21 protein-coding genes and 1 tRNA gene are annotated in these 19556 nt (G+C 60.7%); 5 read left to right on the top strand and 17 right to left on the bottom strand.

The window, feature by feature from the left end:
* The first annotated feature begins 12 nt into the window (after positions 1–12).
* Together glgA and RAE21_RS06885 are read left to right on the top strand one after the other, a co-directional pair.
* Positions 13–1482: a glycogen synthase GlgA gene (glgA, locus tag RAE21_RS06890; protein WP_313882670.1), complete on the top strand. Its 1470-nt coding sequence runs from the start codon at positions 13–15 to the stop codon at positions 1480–1482.
* Positions 1479–3959: a glycogen/starch/alpha-glucan phosphorylase gene (locus tag RAE21_RS06885; protein ID WP_428983990.1), complete on the top strand. Its 2481-nt coding sequence runs from the start codon at positions 1479–1481 to the stop codon at positions 3957–3959. Before glgA ends, RAE21_RS06885 begins: the two co-directional genes overlap by 4 nt.
* 64 nt (positions 3960–4023) lie before the next feature.
* On the opposite strand, the gene RAE21_RS06880 is transcribed toward RAE21_RS06885, so the two are convergent.
* Genes RAE21_RS06880 through RAE21_RS06860 form a run of 5 tightly spaced genes read right to left on the bottom strand, consistent with a single transcriptional unit; the run spans position 4024 to position 7689 of the window.
* Positions 4024–4392, bottom strand: coding sequence for a DUF1294 domain-containing protein (locus RAE21_RS06880; protein ID WP_313880724.1), 369 nt, complete (start codon positions 4390–4392; stop codon positions 4024–4026).
* Entirely contained in the window at positions 4389–5102 is a 714-nt protein-coding gene (locus tag RAE21_RS06875; protein ID WP_313880723.1) for a YebC/PmpR family DNA-binding transcriptional regulator, read from the bottom strand. Before RAE21_RS06875 ends, RAE21_RS06880 begins: the two co-directional genes overlap by 4 nt.
* A 33-nt stretch (positions 5103–5135) precedes the next feature.
* A complete protein-coding gene (locus RAE21_RS06870; RefSeq protein WP_313880722.1) occupies positions 5136–6218 on the bottom strand; it encodes an acyltransferase family protein in 1083 nt (360 codons plus the stop codon).
* A 37-nt stretch (positions 6219–6255) separates the two neighbouring features.
* Complete coding sequence (locus RAE21_RS06865) at positions 6256–7170, bottom strand: CoA transferase (protein WP_313880721.1); 915 nt, start codon at positions 7168–7170, stop codon at positions 6256–6258.
* Between the two features lie 60 nt (positions 7171–7230).
* The gene (locus RAE21_RS06860) at positions 7231–7689 is read right to left on the bottom strand and encodes a flavodoxin domain-containing protein (RefSeq protein ID WP_313880720.1); all 459 of its coding nucleotides are present in this window, start codon (positions 7687–7689) and stop codon (positions 7231–7233) included.
* A 99-nt stretch (positions 7690–7788) separates the two neighbouring features.
* Here RAE21_RS06860 and RAE21_RS06855 point away from each other — a divergent pair, with 99 nt between their 5' ends.
* Positions 7789–8853 carry a 3'-5' exonuclease gene (locus tag RAE21_RS06855; protein ID WP_313880719.1) on the top strand — a complete coding sequence of 355 codons (1065 nt, stop codon included), beginning with the start codon at positions 7789–7791 and terminating at the stop codon, positions 8851–8853.
* Between the two features lie 11 nt (positions 8854–8864).
* The gene (locus RAE21_RS06850) at positions 8865–9446 is read left to right on the top strand and encodes an MOSC domain-containing protein (RefSeq protein WP_313880718.1); all 582 of its coding nucleotides are present in this window, start codon (positions 8865–8867) and stop codon (positions 9444–9446) included.
* A gap of 26 nt (positions 9447–9472) precedes the next feature.
* Here RAE21_RS06850 and RAE21_RS06845 read toward each other — a convergent pair whose 3' ends face one another.
* Complete coding sequence (locus RAE21_RS06845; RefSeq protein ID WP_313880717.1) at positions 9473–10426, bottom strand: chemotaxis protein; 954 nt, start codon at positions 10424–10426, stop codon at positions 9473–9475.
* A 142-nt stretch (positions 10427–10568) separates the two neighbouring features.
* Here RAE21_RS06845 and RAE21_RS06840 point away from each other — a divergent pair, with 142 nt between their 5' ends.
* The gene (locus RAE21_RS06840) at positions 10569–11423 is read left to right on the top strand and encodes a fumarylacetoacetate hydrolase family protein (protein ID WP_313880716.1); all 855 of its coding nucleotides are present in this window, start codon (positions 10569–10571) and stop codon (positions 11421–11423) included.
* Between the two features lie 12 nt (positions 11424–11435).
* On the opposite strand, the gene RAE21_RS06835 is transcribed toward RAE21_RS06840, so the two are convergent.
* The 11 genes from RAE21_RS06835 to RAE21_RS06785 all read right to left on the bottom strand — a co-directional run bounded on the left by RAE21_RS06835 (position 11436) and on the right by RAE21_RS06785 (position 19532).
* A complete protein-coding gene (locus RAE21_RS06835; protein ID WP_313880715.1) occupies positions 11436–12653 on the bottom strand; it encodes a hypothetical protein in 1218 nt (405 codons plus the stop codon).
* Between the two features lie 18 nt (positions 12654–12671).
* On the bottom strand, positions 12672–13424 hold the full coding sequence (locus RAE21_RS06830) for a hypothetical protein (protein WP_313876091.1): 753 nt from the start codon (positions 13422–13424) through the stop codon (positions 12672–12674).
* A 30-nt stretch (positions 13425–13454) separates the two neighbouring features.
* Positions 13455–14006 carry a hypothetical protein gene (locus RAE21_RS06825; protein WP_313880714.1) on the bottom strand — a complete coding sequence of 184 codons (552 nt, stop codon included), beginning with the start codon at positions 14004–14006 and terminating at the stop codon, positions 13455–13457.
* Positions 14007–14019: 13 nt separating this feature from the next.
* A complete protein-coding gene (locus RAE21_RS06820; RefSeq protein WP_313876093.1) occupies positions 14020–14295 on the bottom strand; it encodes a DnaJ domain-containing protein in 276 nt (91 codons plus the stop codon).
* Between the two features lie 78 nt (positions 14296–14373).
* A tRNA-Asn gene (locus RAE21_RS06815) sits at positions 14374–14449 on the bottom strand.
* Positions 14450–14518: 69 nt separating this feature from the next.
* On the bottom strand, positions 14519–15592 hold the full coding sequence (locus RAE21_RS06810) for an NAD(P)/FAD-dependent oxidoreductase (protein ID WP_313880713.1): 1074 nt from the start codon (positions 15590–15592) through the stop codon (positions 14519–14521).
* A gap of 13 nt (positions 15593–15605) precedes the next feature.
* Positions 15606–15935, bottom strand: a complete 330-nt coding sequence (fdxA, locus tag RAE21_RS06805) for a ferredoxin FdxA (RefSeq protein ID WP_313876095.1) — start codon at positions 15933–15935, stop codon at positions 15606–15608.
* A gap of 108 nt (positions 15936–16043) precedes the next feature.
* Complete coding sequence (locus RAE21_RS06800; protein ID WP_313880712.1) at positions 16044–17417, bottom strand: sulfate adenylyltransferase subunit 1; 1374 nt, start codon at positions 17415–17417, stop codon at positions 16044–16046.
* A complete protein-coding gene (cysD, locus tag RAE21_RS06795; protein ID WP_087493768.1) occupies positions 17417–18349 on the bottom strand; it encodes a sulfate adenylyltransferase subunit CysD in 933 nt (310 codons plus the stop codon). The genes RAE21_RS06800 and cysD overlap by 1 nt, the downstream gene beginning before the upstream one ends.
* Positions 18346–19146, bottom strand: a complete 801-nt coding sequence (locus tag RAE21_RS06790; protein ID WP_428983989.1) for a phosphoadenylyl-sulfate reductase — start codon at positions 19144–19146, stop codon at positions 18346–18348. Before RAE21_RS06790 ends, cysD begins: the two co-directional genes overlap by 4 nt.
* Positions 19143–19532 (bottom strand): DUF934 domain-containing protein, encoded by a 390-nt coding sequence (locus tag RAE21_RS06785; protein WP_313880711.1) that lies wholly within the window; start codon positions 19530–19532, stop codon positions 19143–19145. The genes RAE21_RS06790 and RAE21_RS06785 overlap by 4 nt, the downstream gene beginning before the upstream one ends.
* Between the last annotated feature and the right edge of the window lie 24 nt (positions 19533–19556).

The raw sequence follows: 19556 nt of genomic DNA, 5'->3' as shown, positions 1-19556 counted from the left end.
AAGAAAGAGCGTATGCGCATCCTGCAAGTCAGTGCCGAAATTTTCCCTCTGCTCAAAACCGGAGGGCTGGCTGACATTGCCGGTGCGCTGCCGGCGGCTTTGCATGAAGCAGGCTGCGATGTGCGGGTGCTGCTGCCGGGTTTTCCGGCCATCGTGGCGGGCCTGCGCAACCCCAGCCCGGTGGGTGCGTTTGTGATGCCTTGGGGCGAAATGGTGGAAGTTGTCTATGGCGACTTGCCGGCACTCGCCCGCGGTGACATGCAGCAGGGCGCTTATGTGCTGATCGCGCCTGGGCTCTACGAGCGCCCCGGCAACCCGTATGAAGATGCCAACAAGCAGCCCTATGGCGACAACCACCGCCGTTTCGCAGCGCTAGGCCAAGCCGCAGCCCATCTGGCGCATGGCATGGACAGCCTGTGGCGCGCCCAACTGGTGCACAGCCACGACTGGCACGCAGGTTTGGCCAGTGCTTACCTCAAACTCTGGGCCGATCGCGGCGCCACGCGGGTACCTTCGGTATTTACCGTGCACAACCTGGCGTACCAAGGCGTATTTGGCCCGCAGTATTTCGGCGATTTGGGTCTGCCGGGCGAGGCTTTTCACGTGCAAGGCATGGAGTTTCATGGCCAGCTCTCCTTCATGAAGGCCGGCTTGTTTTATGCCAGCCACATCACGACTGTGAGCCCCACCTACGCCCGCGAAATCCAGACGCCTGAGCAGGGCTGCGGGCTGGATGGCTTGCTGATGGCAAGGCGTGATGCCTTGAGCGGCATCCTGAATGCAGTGGATGACACGGTTTGGAACCCGACCAGCGACGCCTTGCTAGAGCAAAATTTTGACGCCCGCCACATGGCAGGCAAAGCAATTAACAAGGCCATGCTGCAAGGCACCATGGGCCTGGCTATCGAACCTGATGCGCCGCTGTTCGCCGTGGTGAGCCGCCTCACTGAACAAAAAGGTCTGCCGCTGGTGCTGGCCGGGCTGGACGAAATAGTGTCGCGAGGTGGCCAATTGCTGGTGCTGGGCAGTGGCGACACCTGGATGGAGCAGGCCTTCACCGAGCGCGCCAAAACCCACGCCGGCCGGGTGGCCGTGAAACTGGGCTATGACGAATCCTTTGCCCACCGGGTATTCGCCGGCAGTGACGTAACCCTGGTGCCCTCGCGCTTTGAGCCCTGTGGCTTGACCCAGATGTATGGCCTCAAATACGGCAGCTTGCCTTTGGTGCGTCGCGTAGGCGGCTTGGCTGACACCGTGGTGGACAGCGACCTCGAAACCCTCGAAGACCGCACCGCCACCGGCTTTGTATTCGATGTGTTTGACGAAACCGCCTACCGCAAGGCGGTGCGCCGCGCATTTGCCCTCTACCACCGCAAGGCGGAATGGAACCGCGTGCGCCAAACCGGCATGAAGCTTGCCTTCGACTGGGCTACCGCCGCCGGACACTACACCCACCTTTACCAAAGGTTGATTCAAGAATGACCAACACCTCTTCCCCTACTGCGAGTGCCCCTGTGACTTTTGAATTTGATGCGCCCGGGCGCGACCTCGAATCCCTGAAACGCTCCATCGCCAACAAACTGATGTTTGTGGTGGGCAAAGACCCTGAAGCTGCGCGCCCTGAAGACTGGTTGCACGCCGCCGCCTATGCCGTGCGCGACCAGCTGGTCGAGCGCTGGATGACCACCACCCGCGCCCAGTACGCCCAGGATGCCAAGCGGGTGTACTACCTCAGCATGGAGTTTTTGATCGGCCGCACCTTTAGCAACGCCATGCTCGCCGTGGGCCTGCGCGAGCGGGTCAAGCAAGCCTTGGCGGACTTTGGGGTGGACATCGACGCGGTGACCGAGCTGGAGCCCGACGCTGCGTTGGGCAACGGTGGCTTGGGCCGCCTGGCCGCTTGCTTTCTGGACTCCATGGCCACGTTGAACATTCCCGGCTTTGGCTACGGCATCCGTTACGACTACGGCATGTTCAAGCAAACCATTGTGGATGGCCGCCAAGTGGAAGTGCCGGACTACTGGCTCACCCACGGCAACCCGTGGGAGTTTCCGCGCCCCGAGGTGAACTACCGCGTGCAGTTCGGCGGCCATGTGGTGAAAGTGGGCGACGTCTACCAATGGGTGGACAGCCACGACGTGCAGGCCATGGCCTATGACACCATCATTCCCGGCTACGCCACCAAAGCCACCAACACCTTGCGACTGTGGTCCGCCAAGGCTACGCAAGAGATTGATTTGGGCGCCTTTAACCGCGGCAACTACTTTGCGGCAGTAGAGACCAAAAACCACTCCGAGAACGTGTCCCGCGTGCTGTACCCGGACGACTCCACCGCATCCGGCAAAGAGCTGCGCTTGCACCAGGAGTATTTCTTCTGCAGCGCTAGCGTGCAAGACTTGTTGCGCCGCTACCTGCGCACCCACGACAACTTTGAGAATCTGCCCAACAAGGTCAGCATCCACCTGAACGACACCCACCCCGTGTTGGCCATCCCCGAGCTGATGCGCTTGCTGCTCGACGAGCACCACCTGTCCTGGGCCGACGCTTGGCGCCTGTGCCAGGGCGTGTTCAGTTACACCAACCACACCCTCATGCACGAGGCGCTGGAGACCTGGCCGGTGGAAATGATGGGCCGCATCCTGCCGCGTCACCTGCAAATCATTTACGACATCAACGCCCAGTTTTTGCACCAGATCTCGCTGCGCGGCGGCAGCCCCGAGCTGTTGCGCAAGGTCAGTTTGGTAGACGAGGGCGGAGAGCGCCGTGTGCGCATGGCCTATTTGGCCGTCATCACCAGCCACTCGGTGAACGGCGTGTCGGCGCTGCACTCGGAGCTGATGAAAGAAAGCATCTTCTTCGACTTTGCCAACCTCTGGCCCGAGCGCTTCAACAACAAAACCAACGGCATCACCCCGCGCCGCTGGTTGGCGCAGGCCAACCCCGCTTTGTCGGCGGTGCTGGACAAGCAGGTCGGCACCGGCTGGCGCCGTGACCTGACGCAGCTCAGCGGCCTGAACGCAGTGCTGACGCAGCCCAAAGTGATCGAAGCATTCCAGGGCGCCAAGCTCGCCAACAAGCAGCGCCTGGCTGACTGGGTGCAGGCGAACATGGGCCTGACCATTCCCACGGATGCGCTCTACGACGTGCAAGTTAAGCGAATCCACGAATACAAACGCCAGCTGCTCAATGTGCTGCACGTGGTGACCCGCTACTTGCGCATCATCAACAACCCCGGCTCGGTGACCGTCCCCCGTGTCGTAGTGTTTGCGGGCAAGGCCGCTTCGGCGTATCACATGGCCAAGCAGATCATTCACCTGATCAATAACGTGGCCAGCGTCATCAACAACGACCCGCGCGTGGGTAACCTGCTCAAGGTGGTGTTCATCCCCAACTACAGCGTGAGCTTGGCAGAGCGCATCATCCCTGCGGCCGATTTGTCGGAGCAAATCTCCACCGCGGGTACCGAAGCATCCGGCACCGGCAACATGAAGTTCGCCCTGAACGGTGCGCTCACCATTGGCACGCTGGACGGCGCCAACGTCGAAATCCTGGAGAACGTGGGTGCCGACAACATCTTCATCTTCGGCCTGACCACGCCGCAGGTGGCCGCCACCCGCGCCGCTGGCTACCAGCCACGCGCCATTGCCGAGGGCAACGCTGAGCTGACTGCGGTGCTGGAAGCCGTTCGCGATGGTGTCTTCAGTCCCGACGAGCCCGGCCGCTTCCAGAGCATTTACGACCTGCTGGTGAACTGGGGTGACCACTACCTGCTGCTGGCTGACTACGCTGCCTACATCACGGCGCAAGAGCAGGTGGACGTGGCCTACCAGAACAAAGAAGCGTGGTCCGTCAAAGCCCTGCGCAACGTAGCCGCCATGGGCCTGTTCTCTGCCGACCGCACCATCGGCGAATACGCCGACAAGATCTGGAAGAGCAAGCCGCTGGAGTTGGCTTCCTGATAGTGTTTTAGAGGCGGATTTAGGTCAAATCTGCCTCTAGCGCCCGTGGAATGTGCGCGAGTAGCTATGAATTCAGGAGCGATTTGATCCGGTCCCAGAACACGTAGGCGACCAGTGCAGCGAGGTGCGCCCACACCGTCAGCCAATACATCGCCTGAAAACCGGGCTTGACGGTCTTGTGTCGCAACACCTGCTGCGCCAGTCGCGCGGCGGGCCAGCCGCCGGCAAGGGCCAGCAAGTGCATGGTCTTTTCTTGAATGCGCCATTGGCGGGCGCGGGCAGCGCGCTTGTCCAACCAGTAAGCGACAAAGGTCGCGACATTTAGCGCAAGAGCGAGCACCAAAACCAAGGGCGGCAGGCGGTGTTGGAAGATGCCCCAACCCAGCCCCGCCGCCCAGAGTGCCGCCAGAGCGGCGGCAGTTAGCTGCTTCAACCCGCCAGCGCCACGTACACGTTTTGCACGTCGTCGTTGCCGTCGATGGCGGCCAGGAAGGCTTCCACTTCTTCCAGCGCTTCGGCGCTCAGGCTGGTGGGGTCGACAGGATTTTTGGCCTTGTAGCCCAGCTTCATCGACAGCACGTTGAAGCCGAAGTTGGGCAGGGCGCGGGCCACCAAGTCCAGGTCGGCGGGGTCGGTGTAGAACACGGTGTTGCCTTCTTCGTCACCGGCTTCAAAGTCTTGTGCGCCGGCTTCAATAGCGGCCACTTCAGCGTCCGAGTCGGCCGCGGTAGGGGAGGCTTCGATCATGCCCAGGTGGTTGAAGTCCCATGCCACCGAGCCACTGGTGCCCAGCTGGCCTTTGCGGAACAACACGCGCATTTCAGGGGCGGTGCGTTTCACGTTGTCGGTCAGGCACTCCACCATCACCGCTACCTGGTGAGGCGCAAAGCCTTCGTAGATAACGTGTTCGTAGTTGATGACCTCGCCTGTCAGGCCGGCACCTTTTTTGATGGCGCGCTCCAGCGTTTCTTTGGGCATCGAGACCTTGCGGGCCTGTTCGACCACCAGGCGCAGTTTGGCGTTGGCAGCCGGGTCGGGGCCGCCGCGGGCGGCTACCGTAATTTCTTTCACCAGTTTGGTAAACAGCCGGCCTTTGGCATCGGCCACCAGGGCCTTGCCCTTTGCTTTCCATTGCGCGCCCATAGCGAGTCTTTCTAGATGTTGAAGGGATAGATTTTACTTGGCGCTCTGAGGCGCTACGCCGCTGCCAGGCGCACTGCGCCAGAGGGCGATGCGTTGTTCCACCTGGGTATGAAACAAATGGCTGGTACCCAGCGCCACCAACCAGCTGGCGGCCATGAACAAGAGGGCAGCATCGCCATCGTCGGAGCCTATTTCGGCCCAAGCGGCATTGGCCAGTAAGAGCACGCCGTAGTGGACCAAAAAGAGCGCATACGACGTGCGGCTGAGCAGGCTCACTGCCGCATCGAGCCAGCGCGGCAGGCGCAGTTGCCAGGTGCCGAAGCTGGCCAGCAAGGCCGACACACTGATGGCGAGGGCAATACGCTCGCGAAAATTGATGGCCAGTGACGCCAATCCGACGCTGAGGGCCGTGGCGTACAGCGCCACGGCATACCAGCCGTGCCGTGCGCGCAAACCTGCCCACCAGGCCAAGGCGCCCAAGCCGTAGGCCCCGAAAAAGTACACCGACCAGATGTCCCAATCCGCATCGGCATTGAACCAAGTGAGGGATGCGGCACACAGCAAGGCCACCAGCGCAAGGCTCAGCCAGCGCTTGCCACCGCCCAGCCACAGCACCAGGGCCAGGGTGGCGTAGAGCTGAAAGTCGATGGCCACATACCAGACACCGGCAGACAGAGACTCGACATTCAACACGCTGTGCAACAGGCTGGCATGGGCGAGCAACTGGGGCAGGGTAGGCGCAGCCGGCACCACCTCGGCCGGCAGGTAAGGCCGGGCGATGGCCGCGCAGACCACCGTGAGCAGCAAGGCTGCGACAAAGGGAAGTGCGAGACGCTGGTAACGCTGCCAGATCGCGCTGAACACGCTACTGGCCGGCCGCTTGGTGAGGGCGAAGCTGCGGGCGGCCAGATAGCCGGCAATCACCAGAAACACTTGCACCGCGATGCGGGCGTTGTCGTACAGCCACTCAAATACCTCGGGCAAGGCACTAGAGGCTGCTTCTGACAGCGGGCCATAGGCCGAAAAGTGGTGCAGCACGATGCATTGGGCTGCAATCACTTTCAAAATATCAATCAGCCGGAACGAGGTAAGAGCGGGTAGGCGGGCAACAGTCATCAGGTCTGGCAAAGTGGGCTGCGCCAGCCCGAGAGGCTCAAGCCAGCGTGAACAGCGGTATATCTTGGGTGTGTGCAAGCAGGTCTAGCTGCTCGCGGGTTTGGCCGGCCACAAAGGCGGCCACAGTGGCGTGGGCCTCTGGGGTCATCATCGCCAAGGGGTGCGATTGTCGCAGACCAGCCGCCGCGCCCAAGCGGCCCGAAAAATGGGGCTCCAAAGCCGCCATGGCGACCCTTCCGTCTTTGCAGGGGTAGACCCGGTATCCGGCATGGCCACCACCCACGGCGGCACCCGTTTGGGTCAAGCCCCAGCTGCGCGGCAGCGCGAGGTAGCCCGCAGCATCAGAGAGCGCGATTTCAAGGAAGACCCCTTTCCCTTTGGCTTGGCTGAGGATGCGGGTTTGCAGCACGGCCTCGCTGGTCATCAGTGAGCCGCCCATGTCTGCATAGAGGGTGGGGGGCATTTCCAGGCCGGTGACGAGGTCGTTTTCAGCCAGGTAGGTGAGGTCGTGCCCGGGCTCTTCTGCGCGGGCACCCGGTGCCCCGACGATGGCGACCATTGATAGCTCGGGGTATTGTTTGCGCAGGGCTTTCCACTCCAGCCCCAGTTTTTTGAGGGCGCTGGGGCGGAAGGAGGTGAGCAGCACATCCGCCTTGACCAGCTCTTTGTGCAGGGCGCGCTGACCGGCTTCGGTCTTCAAGTCCGCGGCAACCACCCGCATGCCCTGGTGCATGACGTCATAAGCCTTGCGGTTGTAAAGCCCCATCGGATCGCCGGAAGCGCCTGCCCGTGAGCCTGCCGGTGCGGGCGGCTCCAGCTTGATGCAAGTCGCCCCCATGTCGCGACAGCGCATCAGCGCCGCAGGCCCGGGCAGATTGAGCGCAAGGCTCAGGATGCGGGTGCCTTTGAGGGGACGCAGGCGCTGTGCAGGGGATGCGGCTTGGAGGTGCATGGTTTGCTATCAAAAAAGAAGCTAGAGGCGCTTATTTTGCCTGCGCTAGCGGCATATTTGTTACTTAAGTGTCGCCCACTCGACCGTCCAGCTCTGGAGCCAGGCCACGGCATCGTCTTCTGGGGTCATGGTTTCCATGGCGTCGAGCACACAGATGTCGCCCATTTTGCGGGCACCCAGGTCTTGCAGCTTGGCGTCGAATTGTTTGCCGCCGCCCAAAAAGCTGTCGCCATAGCTGCTGTCGCCCAGCGCAACCAGGCCGTAGCGCACGTGCCCGAGGTATTTGGCTTGTGCATCCAGGCTACTGAGCAAGCCCACTGCATTGCCCGGCACGTCACCGGCGCCGGTGGTGGAGGTGCAGATGATGAAGGTGCCGGGCGTGTCGAATACGCTGATGTCGAGGCCGTCCATCGGCAGGACATCGATGGTGGCGCCGATATCGTCGGCACAAAACTGGAGCGCCTCGGCCACGCTTTGGGCGTTGCCATTGACGGTGCCGACAAGAATAGTGATTTGCATAGCGAGATTCAGAGGGTCTTCAAGAGGGTGCGAGGGATGATAGGGGCAATAATGTCGGCCTCTCCCGGCAACGGGATTCCCGTTTTTCTCAGGCGCACCGTGACCCAAGCTTTTAACCCCCAACTCGGCTTCGCTTTTTTGGCTGATCTGCCCACGTTGGACCTCGATCCACCCAAACGCGCCAGTCGCAGTCCCAAGGCTTCGGCCGCCAAAAGGCCCAAAGCAGTGCCCGCCACTCAGGCCCCCTTGATGGACGCCGAGGCTATGGCCCGCGCCCTCGAGGCCCATGCCGATTACAAGGTGCAGCGCCGTCTAAAGCCATGCTTGCAGTGGCCCGGCGAGGCGCACAGCGGCGTGAAAACCATCCTGGTGCTGGATACAGAAACCACCGGCCTGGATCAGGCCAAAGAAAAAATCATCGAACTCGCGCTGCTGCGGGTTTCGGTCGATACCGAAACCGGGCTGCCGGTCGGGCCCGTGCAGGTGTATGACGGTTTGGAAGACCCGGGCAAGCCGATTCCCCCTGAGATAGTTGCCATCACCGGTATTGAAGATGCCCAGGTGCAAGGCCAGGCACTGGACGAGGCCCGCATTGCCGATATGCTGCAGGGCGTGGATGTGGTGATCGCCCATAACGCAGGATTTGACCGCCCGTTTGTGGAGGCGCGGCTACCGGCGTTTGCCGGGCTGGCGTGGGCATGCTCTTTTGCTGACATCGATTGGAAAGCCCAAGGACGCGGGTCTGCCAAGCTGGAGAGCCTGGCGGCGGAGCTGGGCCTGTTTTACGACGCTCACCGTGCGGAGATGGATTGCCATGCGCTGTTGGCAGTGCTGGCTGCCCCTTTGCCAAAGGCCGCTGCAGACACCACCCAGACTGGCCTTGCACACCTGCTCTATGCCGCCGGCAACCCTAGCTATCGATTGAGCGCGACCAACGCCCCTTTTGAGGCGAAAGACCTGCTCAAGGCCCGCGGCTATCGGTGGAACGGAGACCAGCGTGTGTGGGCCACCCGCCTGAGCGACGATGCCGCGCTGCACACCGAGTTCGACTGGCTCCGCCAGCAGGTGTATGCCGGCCGCCATGCGGCGGTACAGGTGGAGCAAATGGACGCCAAAACCAAGTACTCCAGCCGCAGCGGCCACACGGTGTACCAGCAACTCTAAAGGGCCCGGTCATGACGCGACAGCTGCTCAGTGTTCAGGTGGGGCTCGCCCGCAAGGTGCAGATCCAGGGTCGCAGCATCTTGACGGCGATTCACAAAACCTCGGTTGACGGACCCACCCCGGTGACGCCGCTGGGTTTGCTGGGAGATGAGCAGGCGGACCCCTCAGTGCACGGCGGGCTGGACAAGGCGGTGTATGCCTACCCCTCGGAGCACTACGGTTTTTGGCAAGAAGCGCGCCGGGCGGCTGGCGCCAGCGGTTTCGATGACAGCTTGCCCTTTGGCTCTATGGGCGAGAACCTGACGCTGGCAGGCCTCTTAGAAAACGAGGTGTGGGTGGGCGATGTGCTGCGATTTGGCGATTGCGCGCTGCGGGTGGTGCAGCCGCGGGAACCTTGTTTCAAGTTCAATGCGGCCATGGGTTTTGCAGGCGCTGTCAAAGCCATGGCGCTGAGTGGCCACTGTGGCTTTTATCTGGCGGTTGATGAGCCCGGGCAGCTGCGTGCCGGTGAGCCGTTTGAGTTGGTGCCCGGTTCACGGCAGACCTCGATCGCCGAGCTGTTCAAGGCCCGGCTTTACAAGCACTTGCGCTAGCCCCTGCAGCGGTTGCGGCCCTGAAATCAGCCCCGGCTCAAGGTGGTGCTGATGGCGTCGGCCAGCTCGTGGGGCTCAAACTTGGCGACATAGGCGTCAGCGCCCACGCCGGTGGCATGGCCTTCGCTGGCACTGCCGGTCAGGGATGAATACACAATCACCGGAATACCCGCGAACCGGTTGTCGTTTTTAATACTGCGGGTAAGGGTAAAGCCGTCCATTTCGGGCATTTCCAGATCGGTCAGCACCAACGCGACTTTGTCGCTGGCCCGCTTACCGTGGGCGACCGCATCGCTGTGAATCTGGGCCAGACGGTCCCACGCTTCTTTGCCGTTTTTGACGGCGACGTAAGACACTCCCATGGACTTGAGGCTTTCCTCCACCAGCATGCGGGCGATGGCGGAGTCGTCGGCAAACAGGATGGTGGAGCCTTCGGGCAGCTTGATTTTCTGGATGTTGCTTGAGGACTCTGTTTGGCTGTTGGGGAACACGTTGCGGATGATTTGCTCCACATCGAGGACCTGTGCCAAGCGGGAGTCTGTGGCATCGCCATCGATACGGGCAACGCCTGAGAGCAAGCCGGAGCTGTTGTTGTCAGAGGCGATCAGGTGTTTCCAGTCGAGCTGGATGATTTCGACCACTTCGTCCACCAAAAACGCCTGGGTTGTGCGGGCAAACTCGGTCACGAGCACGATTTTGGAGTCGGTTTTCGGGACACAGCCCGCGAGTGCAGGCAGGTTGATCACCGGAATCAATTGCCCGCGCACATTGGCCAGCCCGAGGGCGTGTTGTGGTGCATTCACGATGCTGGTGATTTCAGGCGCCACCACGATTTCGCGCACCTTGAACACATTGATGCCGAATAGCTCGCTGCGCTCGCTGCCGGTCGAGTCCCCGAGGCGGAACAGCAGGAGCTGGAATTTGCTCTCAGCCGCCTGGCTGCTGTGTGTAGATGGTTTGCTGTTGAGTTGGGGGCTCATGGTCTCGCCGGAAAAGGGGTTGAGTGTCCCTCACTTTACCCCTTATCGTGGGGGTACTACAAGGAGCGGAGCCCGAGTCCGAAATTTTGGCAAGAGCGGGGCAGAATACCCCGATTGTGTGATGTGTTAACCAAGGAATGTCATGAAGCTTGTTCGTTATGGTGCACCCGGGCAGGAAAAACCGGGCTTGCTGGATGCGGCAGGGCGTGTGCGGTGCTTGTCAGAGCACCTGACTGATGTCGGCGGCTTGGCCCTTGCGCCTGAGACTCTTGCGCGTTTGGCGCTGCTGGAGGTGGAACAGCTACCCACGGTGCCGGGCGTGCCCCAAAAGGATTTCCGATTGGGGGCTTGTGTGAGTGGGGTGGGCAAGTTCATATGCATTGGTCTCAATTATTCAGACCATGCCGCCGAAAGTGGAATGCAAGTTCCACCGGAGCCGGTGGTGTTTAGCAAGTGGACTAGCGCCATCACAGGGCCCAATGACCCGCTGCAGATCCCTCCTTGGTCGCGCAAAACCGATTGGGAGGTCGAGCTAGGCGTCGTGATCGGAAAAGGGGGGCGCTATATCGACGAGTCTGATGCTCTGTCTCACGTTGCCGGGTACTGCGTGGTCAACGATGTCTCCGAGCGCGAGTATCAATTGGAGCGAGGCGGCACCTGGGACAAGGGTAAAGGGTGTGATTCTTTCGGCCCACTTGGCCCGTGGTTGGTAACGACTGACGAGGTGCCAGACCCGCAAGCGCTCTCCATGTGGCTGGATGTGGATGGCAAGCGTTTTCAAAACGGCAGTACCGCCACCATGGTGTACGGGGTTCGTTTTTTGATTGCTTATCTGAGCCGCTTTATGAGCTTGCAGCCCGGTGATGTGATCTCGACTGGCACCCCCCCTGGGGTGGGGATGGGGCAAAAGCCGCCCGTCTATTTGCGTGCCGGGCAAACGGTTTGTGCCGGTATCGATGGCCTCGGTATCCAGACGCAAATTACCATTCAGGTGTGAGCGGGCTCTACCTCAGCCGCGGACGTTGCATTCGCGGCGCACTAACGCCACTGCATCGTTGAAGGTGTAGTCGTGGTCACTCGCTAGGGTGGCGCTCGACTCTTCGATAAAGTTGTTCCACAGGCTTGCGTAGTCTTCCAGGTGTTCAGCAGGCGCGTTGGCTTCGATGAACTGCAAGGGCAGGGCGGGCTGCAATCCAGATTTCCGGATCTTCTTTACCAAGGTCGAGGCTGCCTTTTCGGTAAGCACTGTTTTGGCCGGGCTACCAGCGGCCATGCACAAGAACAGGGTGAGCAAGGAGCTTTCGTCATCATTGCCACCGGTGGCCTTGGCCCAAGCCTTGGAAACATTCTTGTCGAATTGATCCACCTCTAGGATGGCGTCCTCGAGCCAAAAATACCGGCCCATGAATGCGGGCGTCTGGTCAAACAGCTTGCGCACCGACAGGTCAGATTCCAGCCATTTGACGGAGTCTGCCCAGACTGAGTCGCGTATGGACTCCACCAGTTCTGTCCATTCGGCAGGAAGATCGGCGGGCACGGTCAACGGCAACTTGCCAGGTTTGGCCAGATAGCGCTTGCGCAAGGCCAGAATCATTTTTTCGAAAGTAACCCAGTCGGGCAGGCTGCTGCGTTTGCAGGCGCGGGCCAATAAGGCGGTGCGGATGACGGCTTCTGCGTCTTTGCCAGCCTCTTCGAGTTCTTCAACATCCATGCCCATTTGCCCGGCCATCCAGATGGCCGCATCCACCACCGCGGCAGCCCGGCTCCGGCTAGCCAACTCCATCTGGTATTCGGTCAGGGTTTTGAGGCTCCATTTGGCGAGCAGGGGAATGTGCTCATCGCGAAAGCCGCTGCGCTCGTTCATCCCGAAGTGGGTCGTCTGCGGCATGGTGATCAGAGCTTTGAGCATGTCGGAGCCCGCTTTGGAGCGGGAGAGAAAGCTGTGGTCCCGCAGCAGCTCGGCCGCACGGTGGAGGTCGCCCTCAGTGCTATGGGCCAGATGCAGACTGACCAGGTTGACGATGCGGTCTCTGGCAAGCTCCAATTCGGGCCGCAAGTACTCGGTCCCGAAATAGCGCGCGATCTGCACCATGCCCTTGGGCGCATCGGCCCGGATGGCATCGAGTTTGTCTTGCCCGATCAGGCCGTGTTCTATGCCATGCGTGAGCGCCTTTTCAAAGAAAGGGCGGCTATCAAACAGGGATACGGATTGGGGTGCAACGGACATGGCGCTGGAGCAAATGGATTAAATGGCGGACTCTTCGTCGTCTTCGCGGGCAGCGGGTGTGGCTTTGCCGCGGTCGGTGTCACCGGTTTCGACTTTGCCGTCGTCTTCCTCTTCGGCCACTTCTTCTTCGTCAAGGCCCAGGTCAAACGCACGGGCCTTGGCTCGCAACACAATCAGCATTTCGATGAAAAGGTCGGGGAGCTCATGGCGTAGCAGCCAAGCCATTTGCATCCAGTCCTGGTCCGCCACCTCATCCAGATCGACGCGCGGGCGCACGTAGGCAGATTGGTACAGCGCCTGCTCCGACAAGATTTCGCCGTCATCTTCGACGGTGTCAAACGTGCCACTGCGGGCAAACGCCTCCACGCGGCTCCACTTTTCAGTGAAGTAATCGGCCAGCGCTTCGCTGCCACCTTCCAGATCACCGATAGCCGTCAAAAACTCAATGGCATCCACCGCGTCATCCCGGAAGATCACCGAGTTCATCATGCCGCGCAAGTGGGTGCGCGTCAGGTCTTTGTATTGCTTTTCGATGACTACCGCATGCGCAAACTGCTGCGGTGTGATGAGCAAATTCACGATGGATTCTTTGGAGTCGTCGTACTCGCGGATCACCGCCAGAATGTCTTTGGCAGGCAGCTGCTCCAGCACCACCATCAGGGCGCCGTCGCCCTCAGAGTCGGCAAGCTCCGTCAACACGGACTCAGCCCCCACGATATCGCCGGCAGCGATCAGGGCTTGGGTTTTTTCAATCAGGGCTAATTGGCTCACAGGGGCGTCCTCTTGGTGCGGGCTCGGGTTTTATTCTTTGTGGTCGAAGCCTTGCTCGACCATCCAGGCAGCGCCTTCTTCTTCGTTCACACGGCTTTGGCGTTCGTCTTCGTCCATGCCTTCGGGGTCACGCTCGATGTCGTCGCGGTCATCCTCTTCGTCATCAGATTCGTCCGCTGCAGCGAATCGCGCATCTGGCTTGTTCAGCAGATATTCCAGTGCGGCCGCCACGCTCATAAACCAGGCGCCTGCTGGTTGTTGCAGCACCTGCTGGGCCAAGGTGTGGGCCCATGGGGCGAGCTCTACAGCGTCGGCCAGCGAGTCCCATTCCGGCAGGTCCTCCGACTCCTGGCGTACCAGTTCTTCCATCACAGCAGGGCGCTTGAAACGGAAGCCCTGATGGAACACAACTGCCACCATCTCAGGGCTCAACTCCAGCATGCTCAACAAAAACTTCAGTTCTTTGCGGCGCTCTGCCAGTTTCTTGGCCAGGATGTTGCTGCCTTCGGAGTCCGAGGTCAGGTCGTCCAGTTCGGCTTGGTAGGCGCTGCGCAGGTGATGAAAGAAGGGGGAGAGGCTCATGCTATTTGCCTTTTCAAAGAATGCGGGAGAAATAGGTGGACCAGATGTCGCGTGCAGTGTCCAGGGGGTTGTCGAGCAAGCCTCGTCTGCGATTGTCGTCATAGGCCTGACGCTTGTCGGTGTCCGAGAGCACATCGTAGGCTTCTTGGACTTCACGGAAATAAGCGCCCGCGTTGGGATCTGGATTGCGGTCGGGGTGATACTGCGCAGCCTTTTGACGGAAGGCTTTTTTGATGTCAGCCAGTGTGGCTGCACTGTTCAATCCGAGACTGGCGTAATGGTCTTTCATGCAGCACGTTTCCTGCCGGAAAAGAAAAAACCCCACTGCGATCGCAGCGGGGTTTTTAAAGACCCTTGCGGGTTAATTTGGCTCCTCAACCTGGGCTCGAACCAGGGACCTACGGATTAACAGTCCGGCGCTCTACCAACTGAGCTATTGAGGAATGAAGCCTCAAATTATAGCGTGTTTTTTAAGTGATTTTAGAAACACGCTAAATTTTTAGATTCTGTCGCTAACTTTTTTCTTGGGTTCCAACACCGAGAAGCTGATGCAATCGCGGGCTCGTGGTGGTGTACTGCAAGAGCACTTTTTTCTCGGGAGAAATAAAGGCCATCGCTGCGAAAGTCGCTAGTGTAGCCTCATGAAAGCCACTCAAAATCAATTTTCGCTTTCCTGGATAAAAATTTATATCGCCGACTGCAAAAATTCCTGGAATTTCGCTCTGGAAGGTCTCTGTACTCACCGGCACCTGCTTGCGCTCAAGGGTCCAACCCCAGTCGGCAATCGGTCCCATCTTTGGTGAAACTCCCAAGCGCACCAGCACATGATCAGCGGCCACAGATATCTCGGTGCCTTCCGCCGTCAATACGCGCAATGAATTCAAGCGCGAACCATCAGTCCCGCATCCGGTGACCTGCGCTGGCAAAACCCGGATGGTGCCGCTCGCGCGAGCGGCATCGAGTTGCTGCAGTGTGGCGGGCTCACCCGTGAAAACATCGCGCCGGTGGATCAAGGTCACACTGGCAGGACGATGGGCATCCACTGGCGCATGTGCCGCTTGCAAAGCCGCAGCAACGGCTGATTCATCACCACCGAGTACCACGACGTGGGCACCCTGCAAACTGCCTTCCGGCAGGGCGGCGTCGTGGGGGTAATGCACCTGGAGGTTCTCGAAAGGCTCAAGCTCCGGAACAGCCGGTTTGCGCGGGACGAAAGCACCTACACCGGCGGCTACAAACAAGGCTTTGGTGATGAATGTGGTGCCTGCGTCGGTGACCACGTGCAAACGACCATTCTCCAAACGGGTGACCGATTCGACCAACTGGGAGAAATGCATTTGCGCCTGAAAAGGCGCTATCTGCTGCAGCAGACTTTGCGTGAGGCCGCGGCCGGTGGTGACCGGTGTGCCGGGGATGTCGTAGATCGGCTTGTCGGCATAGAGCTCCATGCATTGGCCGCCAGCGTAGGGCAGGGCATCAATGACATGGGCCTGCACTTCGTGCAGGCCCAGTTGGAACACTTGGAACAGGCCTACCGGGCCCGCTCCGATGACGACGGCATCGGCTTCAATCACAGGGGCAGCCATGCCGAATTTGTGATCAGCGGATCAGCTGCGAGAGCTTGCCGGTCTTGTCCTTCCAGTCGTCGGCATCTGCCAGAGGTGCCTTGCGCTTGGTGATGCTTTTCCAGCCGGGCAAGCGGGCGAGTTCTGCGTTCAGGGCAATCATGTGCTGCTGGTCTTTGGGTGCGTCTTCTTCCGCGTAGATCGCGTTGGCGGGGCACTCGGGAATGCAGACGGCGCAGTCGATGCATTCATCGGGGTCGATCGTCAGGAAATTGGGGCCTTCGCGGAAGCAATCCACGGGGCACACGTCCACGCAGTCGGTGTATTTGCACTTGATACAGGCTTCGGTGACGATGTGTGTCATGTTGTTTGAGAGCAGTAAATAAGAGGGCGGGCACATAAATGCCAAGCCCTTGATTTTATTGGGTTTTGCAGACGCCCCTTGTCACGGGGGCATCTCCTTTGCGTTGTATCAACTCAGCAGCAGGGCGCCGGAGGTCTTGTGGGTGGCGGTATCCACCAGAATCAGCGAGCCCAGCACACGGCTTTGCGCGTAAGGAACGGCGGTGATTGCCTCTTGCAGCGCGAGCTCGATATGGCCAATGGCGTTGGGCGCAATCTCGGTCGCATCGTGCTCTTGCAAGGTGTTGATGTCCAGGCTGTGCACGATGCGCTTGACCTTGGCCTTGATCCAACGGTGGCCATGCAACGCAAGGTACACGCGGCCCGCAACCAAGGGCTCATCGTCCATCCAGGCCACCGTGGCCTTGATTTCGCGGGTGGCTTCGGCAAAAGCACGCGGTTTGGGGGTATCCGCGAATTCGTCGTCCGGGTCTGCGGCGGGCGTGACTTGGGCCAGCAACCAGTCGCCACGGGACACATCCACTTCGCGGTCCAGCGTGATGCCGGCGCCATGGCCTGCGGCAACGCTGCCGGGCACACGGGCGTGGTTCACCACTTGGGCCACCACGGCGGTCTGGCCGCTGGGGTGGATGCTGACGGTGTCGCCCACCTGCACGGTGCCAGTGGCCACACGGCCCCAGAACACGCGGCGGCCTTGGGTGGTGTCGGCCGAGTTGTGAAACTTTTCGACCCACTGCACCGGGAAAGCGAAGGGCACATCGGTCTCAGCTGCGGTGACAGGCAGCGTTTCCAGCAGTGCCAACAGGCTCGGGCCTTGGTAGCCGCACCATCCGGGCGTGGCTTCCACCACGTTGTGGCCCTTGAGCGCGGACATGGGGATGGTTGCCGTGACAGCAATGCCAGCTTGTTGGGCAAAGGCTTGCAGCGCTTCGCTGATCTTGGCAAACGCGGCGGTGGCATCGTCGCCCAAAGCGTCGAGCTTGTTCACGGCAAAGATGATGCCGGGCACGCGTAGCAGGTTGACCAGCAGGCTGTGGCGGCGGGTCTGGGGCAATAGGTCCACCAGGCCGTCCACATTCCACTTCAGTTTGGTGGCGTCCACCAGCACCACGGCAGCATGGGCACTGCTGGCGGCCGTGACCATGTTGCGGGTGTACTGCTCGTGGCCGGGCGCATCGCCAATGATGAACTTGCGGGTGGGGGTGGCGAAGTAGCGGTAGGCCACGTCGATGGTGATGCCTTGCTCGCGCTCGGCAGAGAGGCCGTCGGTAAACAGCGCCAGGTCGGCCTCGCCGCTCTTGGAGACGTTGGCTAACTGGTCTTGCAGCACCGCTTTGCTGTCCACCAACAGGCGGCCGATCAGTGTGCTCTTGCCATCGTCCACGCTGCCGCAAGTGATGAAGCGCAGGGCAGATGAAGTGTCATTTGTGCTGCCAGCGCCCGTGGAATATGCGGGAGCAGCTATCGTATTCGTAGCGGTCATCAGAAGTATCCGTCCTTTTTGCGCTTCTCCATGGAAGCCTCAGAAGTCTTGTCGTCCATGCGGGTGGCGCCGCGCTCGCTCACGTCGGCGGCCAGCGTTTCGATCACAATGTCGGCAGCGGTGGCGGCCAGGCTCTCCACCGGGCAGGTGCAGGTGATGTCGCCTACGGTGCGGAAGCGCACGTCGCGGCTCTCGATGGTTTCGCCTTCCTTCGGTGGCGTCAGCTCCGTCACCGGAACCAGCAGGCCCTTGCGCTCGACCACATCGCGTTTGTGCGTGTAGTACAGGCTTGGCAGCGCGATCTTTTCACGTTCGATGTATTGCCACACGTCCAGCTCGGTCCAGTTGCTGATGGGGAACACGCGGAAGTGTTCGCCGGGCTGCAGGCGGGTGTTGAACAGGGTCCACAACTCTGGGCGCTGGGCCTTGGGCTGCCATTGGCCGAAACTGTCGCGATGAGAAAAGATGCGCTCTTTGGCGCGGGCCTTCTCTTCGTCGCGGCGGGCGCCGCCGATCAGCGCGTCAAAGCGGAATTCGTCGATGGCTTCGAGCAGGGTGACCGACTGGTGCACATTGCGGCTCTCGCCGGGGTGGGCCAGGCGCACGGTGCCACGGGCCATGGAGTCTTCCACGCTGCGTACGATCAGCTCGGCACCCAGTTCCTTGGCGCGGAAGTCGCGGAAGTCGGTCACTTCATGGAAGTTGTGGCCAGTGTCGATCATCAAGAGCGGGTAAGGAATGCGGCCGACGCCGAACGCCTTCTCTGCGCACTTGAGCATCACCAGCGAGTCTTTGCCGCCCGAGAACAGCAGGGCGGGGCGCTCAAACGCAGCCGCCACCTCGCGCAGAATGAAGATGGTTTCTTCTTCCAGCGCATCGAGGTGCTGGTTGGAGAGGCGGTCGAAATGGGTGGGTTCAGTCATGGCGTTCATGCTTTGGCTTCTTCATGTTTCACGTGCAGGCCGCATTCTTTGGCAGCCTCGTCCTCCCACCACCAGCGGCCGGAGCGGAAGTCTTCACCCAGGCTGATGGCGCGGGTGCAAGGCTCGCAGCCGATGCTGGGGAAGAACTGGTCGTGCAGGGGGTTGTAGTCCAGCTTGTTGGTTTGGATGTAATGCCACACATCACCCCAAGTCCAGTTGGCCAGGGGGTTGATCTTGATGCGGGGCTCAGAGCTGTCCACCAAAGGCACATCGGCGCGGGCGCCGGACTGCTCGCGGCGCAAGCCGGTGATCCAAGCTTCTTTGCCCTTGAGCGCGCGCTCCAGTGGCTCCATCTTGCGGATGCCGCAGCAAGCTTTGCGCAGGGCAATGCTTTTGTACATCGCGTCTTTGCCTTCGCGGTCCACAAACTGCACCACCGATTCATTCACCGGCTGGTACACCGTGACCGTAGCACGGCTGGACGCCTTGAAGCGCTCCAGCAGGTCCAGGGTTTCTTGGTGCAGGGCACCAGTTTCCAGCACGAAGATGCCGATGTCCAGCTTCAAGCTGTTGATCAGGTGGCTGATGACCACGTCCTCAGCGCCCAGGCTGGACGCTTGGGTGACAGTGGCGGCATCGCCATCCGCACCCGCGTATTGGGCTGCGGCTTGGGACAGCACGCCTTGGGCTTCGGCCAGCTTGATGATGTACTCGCCGCTGGCTTCGGCGTTGCGAGCCATGGCGCTGCCTGCAGGCTGCACTTGCACCGCAAAACGGTTGCCTAAAGAGGATGTTTCGGCGCTCATGCTGCTTCGCCTTCGCGGGCAAAGTGCGGCTTCACGGTCACCGCGTCGCCTTGGTAGAAGCCGCGATAACGGTCGAACTGGCGTTGTGCGAAGTCGATGTTCTGGTCAGCGCGCAGCACGGCCACGTCAAAACCTGTGCGCTCCATTTGCACCAGCTGGTCGATCAGCACGTCGCCGGTAGCGCGCAGTTCGCCGGTGAAGCCCAGGCGCCGGCGCAGCAAAAAGGCCTGGCTGTACGCGCGGCCGTCGGTGAACTTGGGGAAGTTCAGGTCGATGCGGGCGACGCCTGCGAGGTCCAGCGCGCGGGGGTCTTCGGTGTTTGCCAGTTCGATGACTTTTAGGCCCTCAGCGCCCGTGGAATGTGCGGAAGCAGCTATCAATTTCATAGTGGTTTCTTTCTTTCGGCGTCC

This window comes from Rhodoferax potami (genome assembly GCF_032193765.1).
Lineage (GTDB): Bacteria > Pseudomonadota > Gammaproteobacteria > Burkholderiales > Burkholderiaceae_C > Allorhodoferax > Allorhodoferax potami.
This window is presented reverse-complemented; position numbering and strand designations above follow the sequence as displayed.

Bases quoted from the DNA above. Each gene is read 5' to 3' on its own strand.
- glgA (WP_313882670.1), top strand. From the start codon at position 13: ATGCGCATCCTGCAAGTCAGTGCCGAAATTTTCCCTCTGCTCAAAACC.
- RAE21_RS06885 (WP_428983990.1), top strand. From the start codon at position 1,479: ATGACCAACACCTCTTCCCCTACTGCGAGTGCCCCTGTGACTTTTGAA.
- RAE21_RS06875 (WP_313880723.1), bottom strand. From the start codon at position 5,102: ATGGGCGCGCAATGGAAAGCAAAGGGCAAGGCCCTGGTGGCCGATGCC.
- RAE21_RS06870 (WP_313880722.1), bottom strand. From the start codon at position 6,218: ATGACTGTTGCCCGCCTACCCGCTCTTACCTCGTTCCGGCTGATTGAT.
- RAE21_RS06865 (WP_313880721.1), bottom strand. From the start codon at position 7,170: ATGCACCTCCAAGCCGCATCCCCTGCACAGCGCCTGCGTCCCCTCAAA.
- RAE21_RS06860 (WP_313880720.1), bottom strand. From the start codon at position 7,689: ATGCAAATCACTATTCTTGTCGGCACCGTCAATGGCAACGCCCAAAGC.
- RAE21_RS06850 (WP_313880718.1), top strand. From the start codon at position 8,865: ATGACGCGACAGCTGCTCAGTGTTCAGGTGGGGCTCGCCCGCAAGGTG.
- RAE21_RS06845 (WP_313880717.1), bottom strand. From the start codon at position 10,426: ATGAGCCCCCAACTCAACAGCAAACCATCTACACACAGCAGCCAGGCG.
- RAE21_RS06840 (WP_313880716.1), top strand. From the start codon at position 10,569: ATGAAGCTTGTTCGTTATGGTGCACCCGGGCAGGAAAAACCGGGCTTG.
- RAE21_RS06835 (WP_313880715.1), bottom strand. From the start codon at position 12,653: ATGTCCGTTGCACCCCAATCCGTATCCCTGTTTGATAGCCGCCCTTTC.
- RAE21_RS06825 (WP_313880714.1), bottom strand. From the start codon at position 14,006: ATGAGCCTCTCCCCCTTCTTTCATCACCTGCGCAGCGCCTACCAAGCC.
- RAE21_RS06820 (WP_313876093.1), bottom strand. From the start codon at position 14,295: ATGAAAGACCATTACGCCAGTCTCGGATTGAACAGTGCAGCCACACTG.
- RAE21_RS06810 (WP_313880713.1), bottom strand. From the start codon at position 15,592: ATGGCTGCCCCTGTGATTGAAGCCGATGCCGTCGTCATCGGAGCGGGC.
- fdxA (WP_313876095.1), bottom strand. From the start codon at position 15,935: ATGACACACATCGTCACCGAAGCCTGTATCAAGTGCAAATACACCGAC.
- RAE21_RS06800 (WP_313880712.1), bottom strand. From the start codon at position 17,417: ATGACCGCTACGAATACGATAGCTGCTCCCGCATATTCCACGGGCGCT.
- cysD (WP_087493768.1), bottom strand. From the start codon at position 18,349: ATGAACGCCATGACTGAACCCACCCATTTCGACCGCCTCTCCAACCAG.
- RAE21_RS06790 (WP_428983989.1), bottom strand. From the start codon at position 19,146: ATGAGCGCCGAAACATCCTCTTTAGGCAACCGTTTTGCGGTGCAAGTG.
- RAE21_RS06785 (WP_313880711.1), bottom strand. From the start codon at position 19,532: ATGAAATTGATAGCTGCTTCCGCACATTCCACGGGCGCTGAGGGCCTA.